We start from the raw sequence: 23180 nt of genomic DNA on the forward strand, positions 1-23180 counted from the left end.
TTTATAGTGGAATATTACCATGTTTCTTTTTGGGAAGAACATCCACTTTGTTTTGAAGCATCTTAAATCCACTGATCAATTTCTGCCTGGTGGTCGATGGAACAATCACTTCATCAATATACCCTCTGTGGGCCGCCTTGTAAGGATTGGCAAATTTTCTGGTGTATTCATCAATTTTCTCCTGAAGTTTTTCTTCTGGATCATCAGATTTTGCGATCTCCTTCCTGAAAATAATTTCTGAAGCTCCTTTCGCACCCATTACCGCAATTTCTGCTGTTGGCCAGGCAAAATTAAGGTCAGCGCCAATATGCTTGGAATTCATCACATCATAAGCTCCTCCGTAGGCCTTACGGGTAATCACAGTAATTCGCGGAACGGTAGCTTCTGAAAAAGCATAAAGCAACTTGGCTCCATTGGTAATAATACCATTCCATTCCTGATCTGTACCCGGCAAGAAACCAGGGACATCGACCAACACCAAAAGTGGCACGTTGAAACAATCACAAAACCGAACAAAACGTGCTGCCTTGACAGAAGCGTCATTATCCAATACCCCGGCCAAAGACTGTGGCTGATTACCGACCACTCCTACACTCCGTCCAGCAATTCTTGCAAAGCCCACCACCATATTATCCGCAAAATTCTTGTGTACTTCTAAAAATGAATCTTCATCTACAATCCCATGAACAACCTCTCGCATATCATATGGATGATTAGGGTTTTCAGGAATTACACTATCCAATATTTTCCTTGATTCATCATCTTTCAAATCATAAGGATAAACGGGCGCATCATCTTCACAGTTTTGAGGGATATAACTCAGAATACTTTTAATATGTTTGATACAATCCACTTCATTCGCACATGAAAAGTGGGTCACGCCGCTTTTCACGCTGTGGGCACTTGCTCCACCTAACTCTTCTGCAGTTACGTTCTCTTGGGTGACCGTCTTCACTACATTTGGGCCAGTTACAAACATATAAGATGTTTCTTCCACCATAAGTATAAAATCCGTTATAGCGGGAGAGTAAACAGCTCCTCCAGCACATGGCCCCATCACCGCTGAAATTTGGGGAATCACACCTGAAGCTAAGGTGTTGCGATAAAAAATATCTGCATACCCACCTAGAGAGTTTACACCTTCTTGAATCCTAGCCCCACCGGAATCATTCAACCCAATAACAGGGGCGCCATTCTTCATGGCCATATCCATAATTTTACAAATTTTCTCAGCATGGGTCTCAGAAAGAGAACCTCCAAAAACAGTGAAATCTTGAGAAAACACATAGGTCAACCGGCCGTGAATCTCTCCATAACCTGTTATCACTCCATCGCCCAGATAGTATTCCTTATCCAAGCCAAAATCCTTACAGCGGTGCATCACGAATTTATCAATCTCCTGAAAAGTCCCTTCATCCAGCAATAAATGAATCCGTTCTCTTGCAGTTAGCTTACCCTTTTTGTGCTGAGCAGCTATTCTGTCCTTTCCTCCCCCCAACAAAGCTTCTTGATTCTTTTTTTCCAATAACGCCAGTTTCTCTTTATTTCCCGGCAATGTATACACACCTTTTGTTGAACTTTTCATGGATCTATTGTTGTATAATTTTTCTCAAAATATTTTTCAATCTGCTTTAAGGTAAGAAATTTTCCGATGCTTTCTGGCACCTTCATACCTCCAAACCCTTCTACATCGAGTTTATCAATTCCCTCGTATATATCTCATTATTAACATAGAGCTTTTTTAAATAAACTTTATATATTCGCACAACTAAAAATAAGGGCTTAATGACACATGAGAAAGTAGCCATTATCGACATGGGCACCAATACATTTCACTTGTTATTGGTTGAATTAACTTCGGAAGGTTTCCAAACCATCTATAAGGAAAAAATCCCTGTAAAAATTGGGCAGCAAGGTATCAGCAAAAATGCCATTCACCCTGATGCCCAAAAAAGAGCCATGCATACCATCGGCCATTTCAGGAATTTGATCAATGGAGAGGAGATCCAAAAAGTATATGCTTTCGCTACCAGTGCCGTTAGAAGTGCCACCAATGGCCCAGCCTTGGTTCAGGAAATAAAGGAAAAATTTGACATTAAAGTAAATGTCATCGATGGAGAGCAAGAAGCCCAGCTCATCTATGAAGGCATTCGCTTTAGTGGATCGCTTGGAGATGAAAATAGCCTGATGATGGATATTGGTGGTGGATCTGTTGAATTCATCATTGGCAATGAACAAGAAGCACTTTGGAAACAAAGTTTTGAAATTGGAGGTCAAAGGATGCTGGACTTGTTCCATTACCATGACCCCATCCATACGGAAGAAGTAACCAAACTGAAGACTTATTTAGAAGAAAGACTCCAGCCTCTTATTACTGCTTTAGAAGTTTATAAACCGAAAAGGTTGGTAGGTGCCTCCGGTACTTTTGACACGCTTACCGATATGTACTACGCCTCTGCCCATCGGACCAAAACCAAAACCCAAAAGGTCTTCCATCTTCCCCGCACAGAGTTTGAATTGCTTGCCCAAAAGCTGGTCACACTTAATAAGGACCAAAGGCTAAAAATACCCGGAATGATCCCCATGAGAGTGGACATGATTGTGGTAGCTTCCTGTCTAATTGAATTTATCCTTCAATTTGTAGATGCATCAGAACTTGTTTGCTCCAATTATGCGTTAAAGGAAGGAGTTATTGCAAAAATAATCTCAAAACAGCCTATCATTCCTTGCGAAGGCATAGAAAAATCATGATTTCTAATCAATATCAACTTATCACCGGATAAGTCAAAATATATTTTGCGCCATGAATTTTAACTTTGAAGGATTATTCTCGTTCACGAAGAATATTTTCCTTAAAATCGGATGTCCTGAAAAGGATGCCCAAACTGCTACCGAAGTCTTATTGTCAGCCGATTTGAGAGGTGTCGACTCTCATGGAGTCGCAAGGCTCTCTGGATATGTCAGGTTATGGGAAGCCGGCCGAATCAATGCCACTCCAAATGTACGCGTAGTTCATGAAACACCCAGTACAGCAGTAGTAGATGGTGACGCAGGCTTGGGGCTGGTAGTGGCACCAATAGCCATGCAAATCGCCATTGAAAAAGCTAAAATTGCAGGTACTGGCTGGGTATCCGTAAAAAACTCCAACCATTATGGCATTGCAGGGCATCATGCCATGCAAGCCTTAAAGGATGACATGATAGGTCTTTCCATGACCAACGCAAGCCCTTTGGTAAGCCCTACATTCAGTAAAGAACGCCTTTTAGGCACCAATCCAATTGCTGTTGCTATTCCTGCCAATGAAGAACCAGCATTTGTTGCAGACATGGCTACTACTACAGCAGCCAATGGAAAACTGGAAATACTACAAAGAAAAGATGAGCAGGCCCCGTCCGGCTGGATACAAGACAGTGAAGGCCATCCAACCACCAACCCTTATGGCGTAAAAGAAGGAGGAGCCTTATTACCTCTAGGAGGTGATAAGGAACACGGTTCTCATAAAGGCTATGCTTTAGGGTCTATCGTCGACATCTTCTCAGCTGTGCTTTCAGGAGCCAACTATGGCCCTTGGGTTCCGCCATTTGTTGCATTTCTCCAGCCAGATCCCAACCCAGTTGGAGACGGCATTGGCCATTTCTTCGGTGCCATGCGTGTAGATGCTTTCAGGCCCGCTGATGAATTTAAAGACCATATGGACAACTGGATCAAAAGATTCCGCTCGGCCAAAACAACTCCTGGAAACGAAAAGGTATTGATCCCTGGAGACCCTGAAAGAGAACTGGAGCAAGATAGAATGAAAAATGGCATCCCTCTTCTGAAACCTGTAGAAGACGATCTTAGAACCCTTGGAGAAAAATTCGACGTGCCTTTTAAGTTTTAAACAATAAATAATTAACCTTTATTCATCGCTTCTCTGTGATATCAGGGAAGCGATTTTTTCTTTTTGTAAAGCATTTGTTTTGGAAAATTCAATTGATTTTTCATAACTTATCCACATGTCAAAATTCCATCATTACCAGACCGTTTTGGAGTGGACCGGCAATACAGGCATGGGCACTCGGGGCTATTTGGCCTACCAAAGAAACTTTGAAATCACGGCAGAAGGCAAGCCCCACCTCTCGGGAAGCTCAGACCCACATTTTAGAGGAGATAAAAGCAAATACAATCCAGAGGAACTTTTTCTGGCCAGTATTTCCTCTTGTCACATGCTTTGGTATCTTCACTTATGCGCCGAAGCAGGTGTAAGCGTGACAACTTATGAAGACCATTCCGAAGGGATTATGCAGGAGAATAAAAACGGCTCAGGTCAATTCAATGAAGTAGTACTATATCCAGTGGTGACAGTTGAAAATGAAAGCATGAAACCCAAGGCCATGTCACTGCATGAAGAGGCTCACAAACATTGTTTTATTGCCAATAGCTGCAATTTTCCCATTCGGCATAAACCTGTGGTGAGAATAGCCCAGAAACATTCTTTAGACAAATAACTGGAGAGGTCTTTCTAAATATAATCTTCACCTTTGTTCTTTGCATCTGCAACAAACTCCTTGAACTTATTTTCAGCATCAAGCTTACAGATCAAGATCACATTCTCAGATTCATTGATCAAGTAATTATCCAAGCCATGAACAACCACAAGCTTTTGTGGGGACACTTTGATATAGCTGTTTGTGGTGTCATACAACACCGCATTGGCATCAACAACATTATTATTCTTATCTCTCTCCTTGAGTTGGTGAATACTCAACCATGAGCCCAGGTCTGACCACCCAAAATCACCGAGCAACAAATAAACTTCATCCGACTTTTCCATAATGCCCAAATCAATGGAGACATTCTTCACAAGAGAATAAGCGCGCTTAATAAACCCGGATTCATCTGTAGAATCATAGAATTCCATTCCCTCTTCAAACACTTCAGCCATCTCAGGCAAATGCTTTTCAAAAGCCCTAATAATTGATTCATTTTTCCAAATGAACATCCCACTGTTCCAAACAAAATCACCACTCTCCAAAAACGTTTTGGCAAGCTTTTTAGTAGGCTTTTCTGTAAAAGTCTTTACCTTTTTGACCAAACCTAACTTAGGCTTCTCGATGTATTGGATATATCCATAACCTGTCTCTGGCCTATTGGGTTTGATGCCAATGGTAATTAAATGATGAGCTTTTTCAGCCTCCTTAAGTCCTTGCTTGATCTTTTGCTGAAATGGTAATTCATTTATCACCAAATGGTCGGAAGGAGTTACAATTACCCTGGCATTGGGATCTTTTTTCTTAATTTTATAGCTGGCATAAGCGATACAGTTAGCCGTATTTCTCCTCAATGGCTCTCCCAAAATTTGTTCATCAGAAATTTCCGGCAACTGTTCCTTTACGATATCTACATACATTTTATTGGTAACCACCAAAAAAAGTTTGGGATCCGAAAACTTCACAAAACGGTCAAAAGTCATTTGCAGCAAAGTCCTGCCTGTGCCTAAAATATCTAAAAATTGTTTGGGGTAATTGTTTCTACTATATGGCCAAAATTTAGAACCAATTCCTCCGGCAAGTACTACAATATATGGTTTATTTTGCATAATTTTTTTTTAAACAATCCCCTCCTTCATTAAATCATGAATATGAATAAAGCCCAAAAGGCTTTCCTTTTTCATGACAACAAGCTGAGTGATATTATGCTCTTTCATCTTGTTCAAAGCCCTGATGGCATATTCTTTATGTTCAATGGTTTTTGGGTTTTTCGTCATAATGTCTTTTGCTTTCACTTGGCTAAGGTCCTCTCCTTTTTCCAGCATTCTCCTTAAATCCCCATCAGTAACAATCCCAACCAAATTTTGTGCTTCATTTAAAACTGCCGTAGCCCCAAGTCTTTTACCACTAATTTCTAAAATAACTTCCTTTAGATCTGCCGTTTCTTTCACCACCGGCACAGATTCTTTTACCACCAAATCGTCTACAGTAAGATACAATTGCTTGCCCAGCGATCCTCCAGGATGGTACTTGGCAAAATCATCACTACTAAATCCTCTAGCTTCCAGAAGACAGACAGCCAATGCATCACCCATAGCCATATGGGCCGTGGTACTGGTTGTGGGGGCTAAATTTAATGGGCAAGCCTCGGCTTTAATCGTTGCATTCAAAACAAAATCTGCATGGTCAGCAAGATAACTATCGGTATTGCTCACCAATGCCACTAGTTTGGACCCCATCCTTTTCAGCATGGGTACTAAAACTTTTATTTCTGGCGTATTACCACTCTTCGAAATACAAATTACAAAATCTTCCTTTTGAATCATACCCAAATCTCCATGAATAGCATCCGCTGCGTGCATAAATAATGCGGGCGTACCAGTCGAGTTTAGGGTGGCTACAATTTTTGTAGCCACGATGGCACTCTTCCCAACCCCGGTAATCACCACACGTCCGTTTGAATTCAGGATTTCAGTTACACAAGACTCAAAATCTTCATCAATATTATTGGCTAAATTCTGTACCGCTTCTGCTTCTGTCTGAAGAACTTTTATGGCGCTGTTTTTAATATTTTTTATTATATTCAATTTTACCGAGGGTTATTATTAAATTTGTACAAAGGTAAAATTATTTACTTTAATTATTTAATGAAAAGCATTCGGCACATCATTAAAAAGACAGAATGGAGTGGATATAAAAGTTAAAGAAAACCTCAAGAAGATTTTTGGCTTCAATCAATTCAGAGGTAACCAGGAAGCTATAGTTGATAATATTCTGCATGGCAACAACACCTTTGTCATCATGCCCACAGGCGCAGGAAAATCACTATGTTATCAACTCCCGGCCGTCACCAGTGAAGGAACGGCTATTGTTATTTCTCCATTGATCGCCTTGATGAAAAACCAGGTAGATCAGTTAAATGCTTTTGGCATCAATGCCCACTTCCTAAACTCAACTTTGAGCAAATCAGAGTCAAACAGGGTAAAAAAAGAAGTCCTTTCCGGAGCCACCCAGTTACTGTACGTAGCACCTGAATCTCTCACCAAAGAAGAAAATATTGAATTCCTAAAATCAGCCAAACTGTGTTTTGTAGCCATAGATGAGGCACACTGTATTTCAGAATGGGGACATGATTTCAGACCAGAATATAGAAAAATAAAATCCATCATTGGTCAGATAGGGAACAACCTTCCGATCATAGCTCTCACGGCCACAGCCACTCCAAAAGTTCAGCAAGACATCCAACGTAACCTGAACATGGAAGAAGCTGATTTGTTCAAATCTTCCTTTAACCGAACCAACCTGTATTATGAGGTTCGGCCAAAAGTCAAAAATGACACTAAAAAACAACTGATCAAGTATGTAAAGTCCCACAAAGGGAAATCTGGAATCATATATTGCTTGAGCCGTAAAAAAGTAGAAGAAATAGCTGAACTGCTTAAGGTAAACGGGATCAATGCAGCGCCTTACCATGCAGGACTTGAATCAGCAACAAGAATCAAAAACCAAGACGACTTCTTGAATGAAGAAGTGGATGTAGTCGTGGCCACGATTGCGTTTGGAATGGGCATAGACAAGCCCGACGTTCGCTATGTCATTCATTATGACGTCCCAAAATCTCTGGAAGGTTATTACCAAGAAACCGGACGGGCAGGAAGGGATGGACTGGAGGGACATTGCTTGATGTTCTACAAGTATGATGACATCATCAAGCTTGAAAAATTTAACAAGGACAAGCCTGTCAACGAAAGGGAAAATGCCAAAGTACTTTTACAGGAAATGGCAGCCTATGCAGAAAGTTCGGTATGTAGAAGAAGGGTCTTGCTCCACTATTTTGGAGAAAGTCTCAATGAGGACTGTGGTTTTTGTGACAATTGTAAAAAGAAAAAAGAGTCCTTTGATGGACAAAAAGATATTCAAATAGCCATAGAGGCTGTAAAAGAGACCAACCAAAGATTCAGTCTCGAGCATGTTGTCAATGTCATCCGTGGTGAGCAAAACGAATACATGGAAAGCTACAATCACGACAGCCTCAAAGTTTTTGGTGAAGGCCAAGACTCTGATGAAAGACATTGGAAATCTGTTATTAGGCAAGCCATGATCCTTGGCTTTCTGGAGAAAGACATCGAAAACTACGGTGTCATCAAGCTCTCCCCAATCAGTGAGGAGTTTTTGAATTCTCCTCATGAAGTTATGCTAAGTAAAGATCATGATTTTGAAGAGATGATCGAAAACGATGAAGCCGAAGAAATCAGCAATTCCAACAAAGCTTATGATGAAAAGCTTTTTGAACTGCTCAAAACAGAAAGAAAAAAAGTAGCTAAATCCAAAGGACTACCTCCTTATGTGATCTTCCAAGACCCTTCTTTGGAAGAAATGGCGACCGTATACCCTACCACCAAGGAAGAACTTGCCCAAATTAATGGGGTTGGTATGGGAAAAGTCGCTAAATTTGGGGCTCCGTTTCTGAAACTAATAGAGAGTTACGTTGAGGAAAACGACATTATTACTGCTTCGGATGTTGTGGTTAAAACAGCAGGCACTCGCTCCAAAGTTAAAATCTCCATCATCCAACAAGTGGACAGGAAAGTCGATTTAGACGAAATCGCCTCCAACCTGAACATAAGTATGACGGAGCTGCTTCAAGAAATAGAGCAAATCATCTATAGTGGAACCAAATTGAACATCAATTACTATATCCAAAATATCATGGATGAGGACAGGGAAGACACCCTTCACGACTATTTCATGTCAGCTGAGACAGACAACATCAGAGAGGCACTAAGCGAACTTGAAGACGAAGATTTTGGTGAAGAAGAAATCCGAGTCTACAGGATCAAGTTCATTTCAGACCATGCCAATTAAAAATTAGATTTAAATTCATGAATATATTATTATTAGGTAGTGGAGGTAGAGAGCATGCCTTTGCTTATAAAATTGCTAATAGCCCAAAGTGTAAACAACTTTTCGTAGCCCCCGGAAATGCTGGCACAGCATCCATAGCTACGAATGTATCCCTTGGAATTACAGATTTCCCAGCACTTAAATCCTTTGTGCTAGACAATACTATTGACATGGTTGTAGTAGGCCCTGAAGAGCCTTTAGTCAAAGGTGTAGCAGACTATTTTGCCGACCAGGAAGAAACCAAAAACCTACCCGTTGTGGGACCAAAACAACTAGGCGCTACATTGGAGGGAAGCAAGGATTTTTCCAAACAATTCATGCAGCGTAACAATGTCCCTACCGCTGCTTCAGAGACCTTCACCAAAGAAACAATCGAAGAAGGCCTCCAGTTTATCAAATCCCAGAAATTACCGATCGTTTTAAAAGCGGACGGGCTTGCAGCCGGAAAGGGCGTTTTGATCTGTGAGAGTTTAGAAGACGCTGAAAGCTCTTTCAAAGAAATGTTGCTTGAAAGCAAGTTTGGAGCTGCTTCGGACAAGGTAGTCATTGAAGAGTTCCTGACTGGAATTGAACTGTCTGTGTTTGTGGCAACCGATGGAAAAAACTATAAAATTCTTCCAGAAGCAAAAGACTACAAGCGAATCGGAGAAAAGGACACCGGCTTAAATACCGGAGGCATGGGAGCTGTAAGCCCAGTACCTTTTGCAGACGCATCTTTTATGCAAAAGGTAGAAGAAAAGGTCGTGAAACCTACCATTGAAGGGCTTGAAAAGGAAAATATTGATTATAAAGGATTTATCTTCATCGGGCTAATGAACACCAATGGGGAGCCTTATGTAATCGAATACAATGTCCGTATGGGTGACCCTGAAACCCAGGCTGTACTCCCACGAATCAAGAGTGATTTTGTAGACCTTCTTTATGCTATCGGCACTGGCAAACTTGCCGATTATTCCCTTGAACTAGAAACATTCACCGCCACTACTGTAGTAATGGTAGCTGGAGGTTACCCCGGTGCTTATCCAAAAGGCGATGTGATCAGTGGCCTGGGAGATCCCAATGGCAGCAGCATCACGTTCCATGCTGGTACCACTCAAAATGAACAAGGTAAAGTAGTAACCAATGGAGGAAGAGTTCTAGGAGTGACCGGTAAGGGAGGAAGTGTTGAAGAAGCGTTGTCAAACGCGTATTCCAGAGTAAATGAAATTACCTGGAAAGATGTCTATTACCGAAAAGATATCGGGCAAGACATCCTAAATTATGGTAAATGATACCATAATTTATTCACGAGGAATCCCCTGTGGATTCCCTAAATAATAGATAGAGTTATGGCAGGATGTAGTAGCTGCTCGACCACTTCAGGAAGTGGAGGGTGTCAAAACAATGGCACTTGTGGTACGAGCGATTGTAATAAAATGAATTCCTTTGACTGGCTGTCCCATATGGGCATTCCGTCAGTGGACACCTTTGATATTGTAGAGGTAAAGTTTAAAGGAGGCAGAAAGGATTACTTCCGAAATGTAAATCACCTAAAACTGACCACTGGTGACCCTGTGGTCGTAGATGTCCCTAATGGTCACCATATCGGATATGTTTCCTTACAAGGTGAGTTGGTGAGGCTGCAGATGCAGAAAAGGAAAATCAAGAATGACGATAACATCCTTAAGATTTACAGGCTTGCCAATCAAAAAGACTTAGAAAAATGGGAAGAATCCAAAAATCGTGAAATCCCAACTTTATACAGAACTAAGCAGATTATTGATGAAGTGAAATTGGAGATGAAGTTATCTGATGTCGAATACCAGGCAGATAATTCCAAAGCCACTTTTTACTATTCAGCAGATGATCGTGTAGACTTCAGGGAACTGATCAAAATTCTTGCCTCAGAATTTAAAATCCGCGTGGAGATGAGACAAATCAGTCTTCGCCAGGAAGCAGGAAGACTGGGAGGTATCGGTGTATGCGGGCGCGAGCTTTGTTGCTCCACTTGGATTCATGACTTCAAAAGTGTCAGCACATCAGCGGCAAGATACCAGAATTTATCCCTAAACCCCACCAAGCTCTCAGGTCAGTGCGGAAGATTAAAATGCTGCCTTAACTATGAGTTGGACACTTACATGTCTGCTTTGGAGGATATCCCAAACATAGAAAAGCCATTGCTGACTGAAGCGGGACAGGCAAAACTCCAGAAAACCGATATTTTCAGAAAGTTGATGTGGTTCAGCTACAACAATGAAAATAATTGGTATTCGATAGATTGTGATAGGGTCAAAGAAATCATTGAAATGAACGAAGAGGGCAAAAAGCCTTTTAGTTTGGAGTTAAATGACATGATGGATGTTGAGGATGACAAAAACAAATCCAATATGGATTTGGAAATGCTCGACAAAAAATTCCAGAGCAAAAACAAAAAACGGAAAAAGCGCAAGCCTAAACCAAAAGCTCCTAATCAATCTGCTGGCCAACAACAACAGCCAAAGGCAAATCAACCAAACGCTCCACAAGAAAATCAAGGTGAGCGCCAAGGTAACACGCCTCCTAGATCAAGGAATCAAAGGAGAAAGCCCTCAAACAGAAAACGAGGTGAAGGGAGTCCTAAACCGGCCAATGCTTCTCCTCAAAACAAACCTGCTAGAGGCCCAAAAAGTACTCCCAACAAGGAACCAAATACTCCTCAAGCATCGAATCAACGACCTAAGAGTAACAAAAGAAGAAATAACAATCCAAGAAGGAAAAACAACCGCGGAAATCAAGGCAACAACAACAATGATTAGTCAACCGATGTTAAGTCGATTAGTAACTTTAGCATTAATTCTTATATCATTTTCCGCTTGTAACAATTCTCGGGTTTACGAGGAGTATCAAGGAATGCAGAAAATGTCATGGGCAGTAACTGACACAGTTACCTTTGAAGTAGATAGTCATAGAGAACGAAAAGTACTATCAACTTTGAGGGTCAAATACAATGACAGTTATGATTACCAAAACCTTTATGTGAGGTATCTTTTAAAAGATAGCCTTAACAACACCTTGGACAATGAGCTTTTAAATTTAAACCTCTTTGATCCAAAGACAGGAAAGCCACTTGGCGAAGGGTTTGGTAACGCATTCACCCAAATAGACACTCTTCCGCTTAATAACCTACTTGCCAATAGCAAAATTAAAGTTCAGCTCATCCAATATATGAGAAGCAATGAGCTTAAGGGAATTGAATCTGTAGGAATCAAATTAGAAAAGGAGTGATGAAAATCACTCCTTTTCTATTTCCTGCTTTATCTTGGTTTGCAGTAAATCTTCCCTATCCATCCAATGTTGTCGGCTAAAAACATAGCTGACATTCCAGCCTTTTTCCTTTAATAGTTGAGGATGGTAAACAAATGCCTCCTTGGCAGTCTTGGCCGCAAAAAGTCGATTATCATCTGTCAATATCGCTCCAATGTATTGATCTCCTTCTAGTAATTCTAAGTCCATCATCCTTGAAACCGAACTATCTTTCACCTTATGGTTACCATAGGTACCTATTAATTTATCCTTAAGGTACCAAGATGCCTCAAAGCCACCAGCTGTCTTTTCCTCAATGCTTACTGATTCTCCTTTGGATACTTTTTCAGCATACTCCAAATAATCCCTTAGCACTTTTACTCCGGAGTTGATCAACTGGCTGTTTTTAAAATCCGAATGGTCAATACTGGATATTACAATAACCTTTCTTCTGGCCCGAGTAACTGCTACATTAAGTCGGTTAGCCCCTCCCTCTTTGGAAAGCAGCCCAAAATTTGCACTAAATTTACCTGCTTTGTTCTTGGCATAACCAATGGAAAATATAACGACGTCAAACTCATCTCCCTGAACATTTTCAATATTTTTGACCTTTATCTTTAAGTGTTTTAACGCTTTATTCTCCATCACCTTATCATTGATCAGCTCCATCTGAAAATAGTTAAAGGTAATGACTCCAACCGAGAGTGGCTCTTCCTCATTCTTCAAAAAGTTTAAAATCTCTAACACTTTTTCTGCCTCCACTTGGTTGGTTTGCTTATCCCAAACCCCATCTACTTTGATCCATTGATAAGCTTGCTGTGCCTGATTCATGGATGTCATTTCAGGAAGCATGGTCAATTGCCCCTCATAAAAGTGTTTGTTGGAAAACTCAATCAAGGACAAATGCCTACTTCTGTAATGCCCCTCTAAACTGTATTTTTTGAAATAATTGGAAGCCAAATCAAGTAAAGATGTTGACTCCAACGCTATCCCCTCTTCCTCAGTTTCCAACCTCACTTTATAAAGATCAAAAGGTTGCAACTGCTGACTATCTCCTGCAATTACTACTTGCCGACCCCTAAGCATGGCAGGCAGGCCTCTTTCAGCAAAACATTGGGAAGACTCATCAAAAACCACTAAGTCAAACCTACTATCCATCGGAAACAAAGCAGATACAGTTTCTGGTGATGCCAACCAACATGGCACCAATTTGAACACTTCTTCCTCAAACTTCTCTACCAATTTTTTTACACTCCATATTCGCTTCTTCTTATTTACCTGGTGGGACAAATCCCGATAGGTAATTAGGTTGTTGAGGCGGTTATAAGTCAGTTTTTTAAAGGTGTTTTCCCGTAATCTTAGTTCTGTAATGAAACGACTCAATTTTAACTTTTCCTCTACCGCCAAAGAAAACCCTTCCAAAATATCCTTGACCTTATGCAAGCTCATTTGCTGCAATACAGGATATTTTTTTTCAATATGTTCAATCCAGCCAAACCTCAATCCAGCCAAAAAAATCTGTCTTAGGTCTTCAAAATCCCTACCGGGATATTCATCAATCAGTTTATTGATCACCTCTTTGTCGATAGCTCTTAATTTTCTTTTTAGCCTGTCCAAAGCTACCATTTCAGTAAAATCCTGAGTAATGGTCTCTTGGACTTTGAGTAACTTTTCATCATCAGAAGCGGTTAACAGGTGCTTGATCTGAATATCACTGAAATAATTCCTCCAAACCTGAGATTTGAACTCTATCAATCCATTGATTCCAATAAACTCATTCAATATCCTTCTAAACTGTTCATGGTCTACCTTTTCAAATATCAGATATGGAGTCAACACTCCTAAATCCTCCAAAATAAACCTAGCCTTCATGGCTTCTGTCAAGATGTGAAACTCGTGATTAAAAACAGTAAAATCAAAAGGCTTTGGAGGCAAGCTAACCCACTCTTTTCTCTCCAAAAGCGTATATTGGTGATTGATATTCAGTCTATTCTCCAACATCTTTACCAATACCATCAAGCTTTCTTTATCGTCTTCTAGCCCATTTGTTTTCAATAGACTCCACACTTCTTTGAATTCCTTTTTATAAAACTTCAAAGACAAAGACTTCCACCAAGAATCTTTCATTTGAAGAACATGAAGCACTTTTTGGTACATATGCTCCACCTCACCATCTTCAATTGACCATTCCACTCCTTCCTCAGAAAGCAACTTCTTCACAATATCCACTTTGTTCTCTAGCCACAACAAATCCAAATCACCCTTGGGGTATTTCATCAGCCTCTTCAAGGCCAAATAAATATCCTCATTGGAGATCACACCTCGTAACTCCTCCAGTCGCTTATTTTGCTCATAAGACTGGTACATCAAAGGAAAATCAAATGGTTGATATAGTAGGTCAGAAAGGATATTTTCCGCTGTGGATTTTAAATCTTTGATTTCATCCAAATTCTCTTTGAACCGATGAATGGCGTTGGCTGTAAACTCTGCAAAATCTACCCGGTGAAGCCAGAATGAATCGGCACTTTCATACTTTGGATGGTAATAGAGATACTCTTTGAAATCCATTAAAAATTCATCCAAATCTCCCCAGTGATAATACTTATAATACTGGGTAAGGTTCAAATGTTCATCATCAAAAGAAGAACTGATATAAAGTTCCTTGATAGGCGCCCCGCATTCTTCAGTATTAAAAAGGGCATGCCGATAATCCTCCAAAAACTCTGAATGGTTTTCTATTGTCCGTACGGTCTGGACAAAACTTCTTTCAAGCTGGATGGCATCTAGACTCCTATTCAGTTCTTGATAGTTTTCCAAAGAGCTGATCTGGCTAGAAAGCTGCTTAAAAAGATCATTTCTATCAGCTCTAAAATCATGCACCAAAGCCAAAAAGGCCCCAAAACCTTGTTCTCTTAAGCGTTGATTTACTACATCCAGGGCAGCACGCTTTTGTGATACAACCAAGACTTTTTTCCCTCTGGAAACAAAGTCCGTAACCAAATTACAGATCAATTGGGACTTCCCTGTTCCTGGAGGGCCTTCTACGACACAAGAACCTCCTTCTCTAACTGCATTCAAAACCTCTTCTTGACTTGCATCCAACGGAAAAGTATTGAACAAATTACCATCAACGTAAGTAGTTTTATCTTCCTTATCCTGTGTAAACCAATCCGTAAAAAGCTCCTCTAGGTCTTTGGCTGAATATTGGGACTTAAGCTCTTCATAATCCCTCACCAAAAAAGAACTTTTCTGTGAAAACTGCCCAAGAATCGCATAAGGTTTTAGTTCAAGAATGCCTGTTTTCCAATTCTCCTCTGATGTTGACCGATTGGTATCTTTAAACTCCTCTAGTTTATTTTCAAAAAGCTCTTGGGTAAAATTAAGGGACAGCTCTTTTTTGAGATATTGATACAGCTCGGTCCTAAAAGGTGTAGGTTCTTTACTGAAATTCTCTAAGGCATTCTCCCACCATTCTTTTTTTAATACCTGCTGGTTAGCTTGGGCATAAGCCAAAAGAAAGGCTTTATTAATAAAAGGCTGGTCACCGGACTTTTTCTTGATTTGCCACTCCCGACCTTCCAATTCCAGTTTCACCGGAAAAAACAGCAATGGACATCTGATCAATTGGTCATTGGCCAACTTCCCCTCCACAAATGGCCAAGCCAAAAAAAGGTTCTTTTCGCCACTTTCCTCCTCTGCCAACTTCACTTGCAACTGAAGTCTTTTTAGTCGATTGGATATTTTATTTATAGATGAATCCCGTGCATCTTCAGAGGAAATAAGTGGAATGGTTTTCTTCCTACCCAAAAGTTCTTCTATGTAATCAAAGGGATTATCCGTTTTTAAAAACTGGAGTTCTTTCAGGTCTATCATTTGGGAGGTAATCAGCCTAGGAAGGTAGATAGATCTGTTTCTGGCTGACAAATCCATTAACCTATTCATATAAACCTGAAAGACATCCTGTATCATAAGCGATTATTTAAATGGAGAATCCTTTTCTTTAGCCATGTGATTATAAACGATCCCATCCATTATTCCTGGTATCCATTTATTCAAAAACACAGCCAGTTTTCCTTCTCTGGTCAAAACCAAATCCCTCCGTCGCTTTAAAGTTGCTTTAAGGATATGCTGGGCCACTTCTTCAGCCGTCATCATGTCACTCTCATTCCTTGGAGACTCTCCTTGTGAGCTGCCATCAGCTGTCAAAGCATTATTTCTGATATTGGATGCAGTAAACCCCGGGCAAGCTACCAGTACATGTACCTCTCTTTTCATGACTTCTGTCCTTAGTGATTCCAAGAAGCCATTCATGGCATATTTACTGGCTGTATAGGCAGTTCTCGCAGGGGTTCCTCGATACCCGTTTATAGAGGAAACCCCAATGATTGAGCCCTTGTTTTTGATTATTTGTGGTAAGCAATATTTGGTAGCATATACCGTCCCCCAAAAATTGGTATCCATCACTTTATGAAATATTTCTGTATCCAGTTCCTCAAACAAGGCCCTCATGGATATGCCCGCGTTATTGACCAAGATATCTATCTTTCCAAAATGTGATTCCACTTTTTCGGCCATCATGCGATTGTCATCTTCAGAACCCGCATCTGCCAAAATCCCCAAGCATTCTACCCCTTCTCGTTGTAATGTCACCAAGCTATTATCCAGCTTTACTTGGTTTCGTCCAGTTATGGCTACTTTGGCCCCTTCTTTTCCAAAAACCATTGCACACGCCTCTCCAATTCCAGAGGTCGCCCCTGTCACGATAACTACCTTGTCTTTAAACTTCATTATTCATTAAAACTTTAAGCCTAAAGATAATCATTTCACAATATTTGGGAAGATTCAAAAAAAGAATATTGTTCGAAAGATCTTTTTTACATTTCCCCTCCTATTGAAGAGCAATATTCAAAAACCCATCAGAGTTCCTTTGACACTTGCCGTGGCCTTGTGGCTTTTCAAAGATTATGATTAATTTTGCAGCCTATGTCGAGAAAGATGAAAAATAAGGTTCTAGAAAACCTTACGATAGAGCGGATAGCTTCTGAGGGCAAAAGTATAGCCCATTATGAAGGCAAAGTGGTATTTGTGCAGCAGGTTGCACCTGGTGATGTGGTGGACGTCCGCATCACCAAAGGAAAAAGCAGCTTTATGGAAGGAGAAGCGATTAAAATCCACAAATATTCAAAAGACCGTGTGGAGCCTTTCTGTTCTCATTTTGGCGTCTGCGGTGGGTGCAAGTGGCAACACATCAACTATGACCTACAGCTTACCTATAAGCGCCAACAGGTCTTGGACCAGTTTCAGAGAATTGCCAAAGTGCCCATTCCAGAGGTCAAGCCTATCATTGGCTCTGCCAACACCCAGTATTACAGAAACAAATTGGATTTTACCTTTTCCAATAACCGTTGGTTGACCCGGGAAGAAATCAATTCCGGAAAAGAGTTTGAACGAAATGCACTTGGCTTTCATATTCCTAAACGGTTTGATAAAATCGTAGATATAGAACATTGTTACCTGCAGGGGGACATTTCCAATGATGTTAGAAATGAACTGAGGGACTTTGCCTTAAAAAACAATATCAGCTTCTTTGATATGATCAACCAAGAAGGTGTCTTAAGGAACTTGATCATTCGTACCACTTCAACTGGAGAGTCCATGGTGATTGTTCAGTTTGGAGAAGATGCACCAGAGGAGATTCAAAAAGTAATGGAGTTCTTAGCAGATAAATTCCCAAACATCACTTCTCTGCTCTACATCATCAACCTCAAAAAGAATGAAACATTTCATGACCAGGAAATTCATACTTTCAGAGGTCGGGATTATATCATAGAGGAAATGGAAGGCCTTGACTTTAGAATTGGCCCTAAATCTTTCTACCAGACCAATTCGGAACAAGCTTATGAACTGTATAAAGTTACTCGGGAGTTTGCTGGATTGCAGGGTAATGAGGTAGTATATGACCTTTACACCGGAACTGGAACCATCGCCAACTTTGTGGCCAAAAAGGCCAAACAAGTTATTGGAATTGAATACGTGGAAGCTGCGATAGAGGACGCAAAACTAAATGCCAAAGTTAACGGACTAGAAAACACCCTCTTTTATGCAGGGGATATGAAAGACATGCTTACAGATGAGTTCATTAGTGAACACGCTGCCCCTGATGTCATCATTACTGACCCTCCTAGAGCTGGAATGCATGAAGACGTGGTCAACATGCTCCTCAAATTAGAAGCTCCTAAAATAGTTTACGTTAGTTGCAATCCCGCCACGCAAGCTAGAGATGTAGCCCTATTGGGAGAGAAATACCAAGTGGATATTGTTCAACCAGTAGACATGTTCCCACAGACTTACCATGTAGAGAATGTAGTATTACTGACTTTAAAAAAATAAAGATGAGAGACGATAATGATCCAGAATTGAACGGCAAATACTTGGGCACCATTACCAAAGATTTTGTCAAAGTAGCAGAGACGTTAAAGGAAGCATCTTACCAAGTAAGGTCTAGGAAATTTTCTAACCACCCAATCTTTCCAGTTTGCAAAACAGAACAGCCTATAGGGCAATTATTGATCGGTAACAAAGAAGTAAAGGTGGATTGGAATTATTACATCACTTACCTAGATGAATTCATCCAGAGGAAGTTGGTCGATGAAAAATCAATTGAGGATTTCAAAAAGGCCTATAAAGACCCTGATGAGTTCTGCTGTCTATTTGTAGTAGATGAAGAATTCACCAATTTTGTATATATTCCTTATCCAAATGATTAAAACTAAAAAGGCCCTGCACATGCAGGGCCTTTTTAATAAAGTTAATTTTCTATTAGAGTTCTACAGCCCCTTTGATTTTTTCAGCTATCTCTGCCATTTCTTCATTTTCCAATTTCAGCTTTGGACGAGTAAAATTGATATCGTCCATGGTATTCAAGGGTACCAAGTGAACATGAACGTGTGGAACTTCCAGACCAATTACTGCCACTCCTACCCTTGTGCACTTTATGGTTTTGTCGATGGCCTTTGCTACTTTTTTAGCAAAAATATTTAAGCCTGAAAGGATATCATCTTCCAAATCGAAAATATAATCTACCTCTTGCTTGGGAACAACCAACACATGTCCTTTTACAAGGGGCATAATATCTAGAAAAGCGATGTAACGTTCATCCTCAGCCACGATGTGGCCAGGAATTTCTCTATTGATGATTTTTGTGAATATACTTGCCATGGGATAAAAATAAAAAATCCCGAATGGATTACCATCGGGATTAAGCTATTTAGTAATTAATCTCTAACACTTCAAACTCCACTACTCCAGCGGGGGCATTGATCTGGGCTATCTCGCCCACTTTTTTACCTAAAAGGCCTTTACCAAATGGAGAAGCCAATGAAATTTTATTGGATTTCAAATCTGCCTCCTCCTCGGAAACAAGGGTATAAGCTACTGTCATGCCATTTTTGACATTTTTGATTTTGACAGTACTAAGGATGCCCACTTTTGACATATCCATTTTGGAATTATCAAGCACTCTGGCATTGCCCACAACCTCTTCCAACTTGGATATTTTAAGTTCAAGCAACCCTTGAGCATCTTTGGCTGCATCATATTCTGCATTCTCACTCAAATCTCCTTTGTCTCTTGCTTCTGCGATTTGCTTCGCAATATCATGTCTTCCTTTAGTCTTCAATTCTTGAAGCTCATCCTTCAGCTTCTTAAGACCCTCTTCAGTGTAATATTGTACTTTTCCCATAGTCAATTTAATTTACAAAGCTTGAAAAATAAAAGAACGGCCTCATTGCTGAAGACCGTTACCTATTCTTGCTTTTATTTGTGTCTTAGGCAAATATAAACATTAGTAAACGATAATACAATTTTAAGGTTTAGATTTGTAAACGCCCTGATATCATCTAAGAGGGAATTTATCCTTGATTTTAGCCACCAAAACCTGATTGATTTTTTCATAGGATTGAAATGTCCAACCAGCAATATGAGGAGAGAACATAACGTTATCTCGCTGCACCAATCTATCGAAAGACATCTTTTGTGCACTGCTCAAAGTGTGTAGCTTTTCATTTTCCAGTACATCCAGTAATGCCCCTTTCAAAACTCCATCTGACAAGGTTTCATTAAGTGTATCGAAGCTGATAACTTCCCCTCTGGCAGTATTGATCAGATAAAAAGGCTTCTTAAACCCTCTCAATACTTTCGTAGTAAAGAAATTTCTGGTTTCATCAGTTAGCGGAACATGAATACTCAATATGTCTGCTTGCTCTTGAATTGTTTCAAAGCTAGCTTCATCAGCATTTTCATCCCCGTAGTTTTCTCGGTATTTATCATAAGCCAGCACCTTTACACCAAAACCTTTTAAACGTCTGGCAAAAGCTTGGCCCATATTACCATATCCAAAAACCCCGACAGTTTTACCCTGAAGCTCTTCTCCTCTGTTTCCTTCCCTATCCCAAATCCCTTTTCTTACTTCACTATCTGACTTATGAAGGTTATTAAAAAGTGACAGCAACATGGCCACCGCGTGTTCCCCGACAGCATCCCTATTCCCCTCAGGGGCATGGAAAAGTTCAATATTATTTTCAGCAATATAATCCAAATCAATCTTATCAAGACCTGCTCCAGCCCGGGCAATAAACTTAAGCTTAGTCGCTTCTTGTAACAAAGGCTCATCCATTGGGGTTTTGGAACGAATGATCAACCCTTCATATTCACCGACAACTTCCAATATTTCCTTTCTGTTGATTTCAGGACGGTAATTTACTTCAAACCCAGCTTCCTCTAAAAGTGGGGTAATGCTAGGGTGCATTTCATCTATAATTAAAATTTTCATTGGTTCAAATTTTCAAAAACTAACTTAGTGGTTATTACTGATTTGTCATTAAAGTTTCAGGAGCATCATCGCTACTAGGAAATAAACCGCCAATCCTAAAAGGTCGTTGGCAGTGGTAATAAACGGGCCTGAGGCCATGGCTGGATTGATTCCAAATTTGTCCAAAACAATAGGGGTCACTGTCCCCATAAACGATGCGAGCAAAACCACACTAAACAAAGCCAAACCCACCACAATACCAAATTCCACTTTGTTTCCATATACAAACACCACTGTTCCAAAAACAAGCAAAGCCAAGACGATTCCATTTAAGACAGCTACCAAAAGAACTTTTGCAAAACGTTTTCCTATACTCTCTGCAAAGACGGATTTTGCTGCCAATGACTGAACTACCAAGGAAGATGACTGAATGCCTACATTTCCCCCTGTCGCAGTGATCAAAGGGATAAAGGAAGCCAACTCAACATATTGCCTCAAACCTTCATCAAAAATCCCAATAATACGAGCGCCCATCAAGCCTCCAAAAATACCGATCATAAGCCATGGCAACCTTGCCTTAGAAAGTCTAAAGACGGAATCCGACTCCTCTACATCATCTGAAATACCCGTCATGGCCTGCATATCTTCCTCGGCTTGTTCGCGAATCACGTCCAATACGTCATCGACCGTAATCCTTCCCACCAGCTTATTTTTGGCATTGACCACTGGCAAAGCTTCCAGATCATATTTACGCATGATCTCCGCTATCTCTTCCTCATCCATATATGTTGGCACAGAAATCAAGTCCTCTTCGTATATGTCCTTTACTTTTGTATTGGAAGATGACAAGATGATTTTCTTCAAAGCCACTCTACCAATCAGGCTCTCCTTATTATCCACCACATAAATGGAATAGATTTTTTCCACATTTTCAGCTTGACGGCGGATTTCATCTATGGTTTGCACCACGGTCCAGTTGAGGTTAGCTTTGATAAATTCCTTGGCCATCAAGGCACCTGCACTTCCTTCTTCATAACGCAACAGCTCAAGAATATGCCCTGATTTTTCTTTCTCTTGAAGGAAACTGATGACCTCTTCCCTATCTTTCACCACCAACTGATGGAGGATATCCACAGCATCATCTGACTCCATTCGGTCAAGCAATGAGGCTAGTTCTGGAGAATCCATTTCCTGAACTACCTTGAACTGAGGTTCTTCATCAAGCTCAATCAATACATCTGCCGCAAATTCCTTGTCCAGCACCCTTAGCACAAAAAGGGCATCCTCCATGTCTAACTCATCAAGCAATGAAGCTACATCTGCTTCATTGGCCCCATCCATAGTATCACGGATAAAAGCAATATCTTCCGCTTCAACACTCTCCTTTAAGGACTCGAGGTATTCTCTGGAGAGTTCAAATTCTCTTATTTTTTCCAAGATGCTTGCAGTTTATTGGTTAGTGAAATAAACTCTTGTACACTTAGTTGCTCGGCACGTTTATCTAAAATTGGATCTTCCCGCATTTCCTCTGACAATCCCATGGACTTCAAAGCATTTCTCAAAGTCTTCCTTCGTGTACTAAAGCCTTGTTTTACCACACGAAAAAATAATTTTTCATCACAAGGCAGGGTTTCCACCCCATTTCTTCTCAACCTGATCACCCCACTATCTACTTTCGGCGGCGGGTCAAAGACATCAGGCGGAACAGTAAATAAATATTCTATATCATAAAACGCCTGCAAAAGCACACTTAAAATCCCATATTCTTTGTTGCCATGTGGTGAAGCGATTCTTTTCGCCACTTCTTTTTGAAGCATGCAGACCACTTCCACCACTTTATTTCTTTCACTCAGCACTTTAAAGAAAATCTGAGAAGAAATATTGTAAGGAAAATTTCCGGCAATGATGTACTCTCCATCAATAACCTTTCCAAAATCATGTTCCAAAAAATCAGCTTCTATGATCTTATCTCCCAGCTGAGAGTACTTTTTATTCAAATAGGCAATAGACTCTTTATCAATATCTACCAAATACAGATCCCAGTTTTCCTGTAGGAGAAAATCTGTCAAAACACCCATCCCTGGCCCAATTTCCAACACCTTCTTCATCCCCCGATGTCCAGACACCGCCTTGGCTATATTTTCTGCTATGCCCAAGTCCGTCAGGAAATGCTGGCCTAAATGCTTTTTTGCTCTGACTTTCTCCATCTTTAGTTCTCTGATAAAATTATAGTAAAT

The 23180-nt window shown here is 40.4% G+C and carries 19 protein-coding genes; 9 read left to right on the plus strand and 10 right to left on the minus strand.

The window, feature by feature from the left end:
- Position 1 precedes the first annotated feature (1 nt).
- Entirely contained in the window at positions 2 to 1585 is a 1584-nt protein-coding gene (locus tag JL001_RS00765; protein ID WP_200974261.1) for an acyl-CoA carboxylase subunit beta, read from the minus strand.
- Positions 1586 to 1785: 200 nt separating this feature from the next.
- On the opposite strand from JL001_RS00765, the gene JL001_RS00770 reads away from it, so the two are divergent.
- The 3 genes from JL001_RS00770 to JL001_RS00780 all read left to right on the plus strand — a co-directional run bounded on the left by JL001_RS00770 (position 1786) and on the right by JL001_RS00780 (position 4487).
- Positions 1786 to 2751 carry an exopolyphosphatase gene (locus JL001_RS00770; protein WP_192011216.1) on the plus strand — a complete coding sequence of 322 codons (966 nt, stop codon included), beginning with the start codon at positions 1786 to 1788 and terminating at the stop codon, positions 2749 to 2751.
- A 52-nt stretch (positions 2752 to 2803) separates the two neighbouring features.
- Entirely contained in the window at positions 2804 to 3880 is a 1077-nt protein-coding gene (locus tag JL001_RS00775) for an Ldh family oxidoreductase (RefSeq protein ID WP_200974262.1), read from the plus strand.
- 115 nt (positions 3881 to 3995) lie between these two features.
- The gene (locus JL001_RS00780) at positions 3996 to 4487 is read left to right on the plus strand and encodes an OsmC family protein (protein ID WP_200974263.1); all 492 of its coding nucleotides are present in this window, start codon (positions 3996 to 3998) and stop codon (positions 4485 to 4487) included.
- A 14-nt stretch (positions 4488 to 4501) separates the two neighbouring features.
- Here JL001_RS00780 and JL001_RS00785 read toward each other — a convergent pair whose 3' ends face one another.
- Positions 4502 to 5578 carry a mannose-1-phosphate guanylyltransferase gene (locus JL001_RS00785; protein ID WP_200974264.1) on the minus strand — a complete coding sequence of 359 codons (1077 nt, stop codon included), beginning with the start codon at positions 5576 to 5578 and terminating at the stop codon, positions 4502 to 4504.
- Positions 5579 to 5587: 9 nt separating this feature from the next.
- Positions 5588 to 6556 (minus strand): SIS domain-containing protein, encoded by a 969-nt coding sequence (locus JL001_RS00790; protein ID WP_200974265.1) that lies wholly within the window; start codon positions 6554 to 6556, stop codon positions 5588 to 5590.
- Positions 6557 to 6656: 100 nt separating this feature from the next.
- Between JL001_RS00790 and recQ the strand changes: the two genes are divergently transcribed.
- The 4 genes from recQ to JL001_RS00810 are packed head-to-tail and all read left to right on the plus strand — an operon-like array spanning position 6657 to position 12116.
- Complete coding sequence (recQ, locus tag JL001_RS00795; RefSeq protein WP_200974266.1) at positions 6657 to 8834, plus strand: DNA helicase RecQ; 2178 nt, start codon at positions 6657 to 6659, stop codon at positions 8832 to 8834.
- Between the two features lie 17 nt (positions 8835 to 8851).
- Positions 8852 to 10144 carry a phosphoribosylamine--glycine ligase gene (gene purD / locus JL001_RS00800; protein WP_200974267.1) on the plus strand — a complete coding sequence of 431 codons (1293 nt, stop codon included), beginning with the start codon at positions 8852 to 8854 and terminating at the stop codon, positions 10142 to 10144.
- A gap of 57 nt (positions 10145 to 10201) precedes the next feature.
- Positions 10202 to 11647 carry a stage 0 sporulation family protein gene (gene ricT, locus JL001_RS00805; RefSeq protein ID WP_200974268.1) on the plus strand — a complete coding sequence of 482 codons (1446 nt, stop codon included), beginning with the start codon at positions 10202 to 10204 and terminating at the stop codon, positions 11645 to 11647.
- A gap of 7 nt (positions 11648 to 11654) precedes the next feature.
- Positions 11655 to 12116, plus strand: coding sequence for a gliding motility lipoprotein GldH (locus JL001_RS00810; protein WP_236252662.1), 462 nt, complete (start codon positions 11655 to 11657; stop codon positions 12114 to 12116).
- A 6-nt stretch (positions 12117 to 12122) separates the two neighbouring features.
- On the opposite strand, the gene JL001_RS00815 is transcribed toward JL001_RS00810, so the two are convergent.
- Entirely contained in the window at positions 12123 to 16103 is a 3981-nt protein-coding gene (locus JL001_RS00815; protein ID WP_200974270.1) for an AAA domain-containing protein, read from the minus strand.
- Positions 16104 to 16109: 6 nt separating this feature from the next.
- Complete coding sequence (locus tag JL001_RS00820) at positions 16110 to 16922, minus strand: SDR family oxidoreductase (RefSeq protein ID WP_200974271.1); 813 nt, start codon at positions 16920 to 16922, stop codon at positions 16110 to 16112.
- A gap of 195 nt (positions 16923 to 17117) precedes the next feature.
- Between JL001_RS00820 and rlmD the strand changes: the two genes are divergently transcribed.
- A complete protein-coding gene (gene rlmD / locus JL001_RS00825; RefSeq protein WP_200974272.1) occupies positions 17118 to 18524 on the plus strand; it encodes a 23S rRNA (uracil(1939)-C(5))-methyltransferase RlmD in 1407 nt (468 codons plus the stop codon).
- Between the two features lie 2 nt (positions 18525 to 18526).
- Positions 18527 to 18901 carry a hypothetical protein gene (locus JL001_RS00830; protein ID WP_200974273.1) on the plus strand — a complete coding sequence of 125 codons (375 nt, stop codon included), beginning with the start codon at positions 18527 to 18529 and terminating at the stop codon, positions 18899 to 18901.
- Between the two features lie 52 nt (positions 18902 to 18953).
- Here JL001_RS00830 and JL001_RS00835 read toward each other — a convergent pair whose 3' ends face one another.
- The 5 genes from JL001_RS00835 to rsmA all read right to left on the minus strand — a co-directional run bounded on the left by JL001_RS00835 (position 18954) and on the right by rsmA (position 23150).
- Entirely contained in the window at positions 18954 to 19352 is a 399-nt protein-coding gene (locus JL001_RS00835) for an HIT family protein (protein ID WP_200974274.1), read from the minus strand.
- 49 nt (positions 19353 to 19401) lie between these two features.
- Positions 19402 to 19875, minus strand: coding sequence for a transcription elongation factor GreA (greA, locus tag JL001_RS00840; RefSeq protein ID WP_192011202.1), 474 nt, complete (start codon positions 19873 to 19875; stop codon positions 19402 to 19404).
- A gap of 153 nt (positions 19876 to 20028) precedes the next feature.
- A complete protein-coding gene (locus JL001_RS00845; protein ID WP_200974275.1) occupies positions 20029 to 20964 on the minus strand; it encodes a 2-hydroxyacid dehydrogenase in 936 nt (311 codons plus the stop codon).
- A gap of 48 nt (positions 20965 to 21012) precedes the next feature.
- The gene (gene mgtE / locus JL001_RS00850) at positions 21013 to 22380 is read right to left on the minus strand and encodes a magnesium transporter (protein ID WP_200974276.1); all 1368 of its coding nucleotides are present in this window, start codon (positions 22378 to 22380) and stop codon (positions 21013 to 21015) included.
- Entirely contained in the window at positions 22368 to 23150 is a 783-nt protein-coding gene (gene rsmA, locus JL001_RS00855) for a 16S rRNA (adenine(1518)-N(6)/adenine(1519)-N(6))-dimethyltransferase RsmA (RefSeq protein ID WP_200974277.1), read from the minus strand. Before rsmA ends, mgtE begins: the two co-directional genes overlap by 13 nt.
- Positions 23151 to 23180: the final 30 nt, after the last annotated feature.

Origin of the sequence: Echinicola sp. 20G, from assembly GCF_015533855.1 — a bacterium.
Taxonomy (GTDB): Bacteria; Bacteroidota; Bacteroidia; order Cytophagales; family Cyclobacteriaceae; genus Echinicola.

Coding starts and splice junctions, on each gene's coding strand:
- ricT (WP_200974268.1), top strand. CDS start 10,202: ATGGCAGGATGTAGTAGCTGCTCGACCACTTCAGGAAGTGGAGGGTGT.
- JL001_RS00830 (WP_200974273.1), top strand. CDS start 18,527: ATGAGAGACGATAATGATCCAGAATTGAACGGCAAATACTTGGGCACC.
- greA (WP_192011202.1), bottom strand. CDS start 19,875: ATGGGAAAAGTACAATATTACACTGAAGAGGGTCTTAAGAAGCTGAAG.
- JL001_RS00785 (WP_200974264.1), bottom strand. CDS start 5,578: ATGCAAAATAAACCATATATTGTAGTACTTGCCGGAGGAATTGGTTCT.
- JL001_RS00820 (WP_200974271.1), bottom strand. CDS start 16,922: ATGAAGTTTAAAGACAAGGTAGTTATCGTGACAGGGGCGACCTCTGGA.
- purD (WP_200974267.1), top strand. CDS start 8,852: ATGAATATATTATTATTAGGTAGTGGAGGTAGAGAGCATGCCTTTGCT.
- JL001_RS00765 (WP_200974261.1), bottom strand. CDS start 1,585: ATGAAAAGTTCAACAAAAGGTGTGTATACATTGCCGGGAAATAAAGAG.
- rsmA (WP_200974277.1), bottom strand. CDS start 23,150: ATGGAGAAAGTCAGAGCAAAAAAGCATTTAGGCCAGCATTTCCTGACG.
- JL001_RS00780 (WP_200974263.1), top strand. CDS start 3,996: ATGTCAAAATTCCATCATTACCAGACCGTTTTGGAGTGGACCGGCAAT.
- JL001_RS00770 (WP_192011216.1), top strand. CDS start 1,786: ATGACACATGAGAAAGTAGCCATTATCGACATGGGCACCAATACATTT.
- rlmD (WP_200974272.1), top strand. CDS start 17,118: ATGTCGAGAAAGATGAAAAATAAGGTTCTAGAAAACCTTACGATAGAG.
- JL001_RS00810 (WP_236252662.1), top strand. CDS start 11,655: ATGTTAAGTCGATTAGTAACTTTAGCATTAATTCTTATATCATTTTCC.
- JL001_RS00845 (WP_200974275.1), bottom strand. CDS start 20,964: ATGAAAATTTTAATTATAGATGAAATGCACCCTAGCATTACCCCACTT.
- JL001_RS00815 (WP_200974270.1), bottom strand. CDS start 16,103: ATGATACAGGATGTCTTTCAGGTTTATATGAATAGGTTAATGGATTTG.
- JL001_RS00835 (WP_200974274.1), bottom strand. CDS start 19,352: ATGGCAAGTATATTCACAAAAATCATCAATAGAGAAATTCCTGGCCAC.
- JL001_RS00775 (WP_200974262.1), top strand. CDS start 2,804: ATGAATTTTAACTTTGAAGGATTATTCTCGTTCACGAAGAATATTTTC.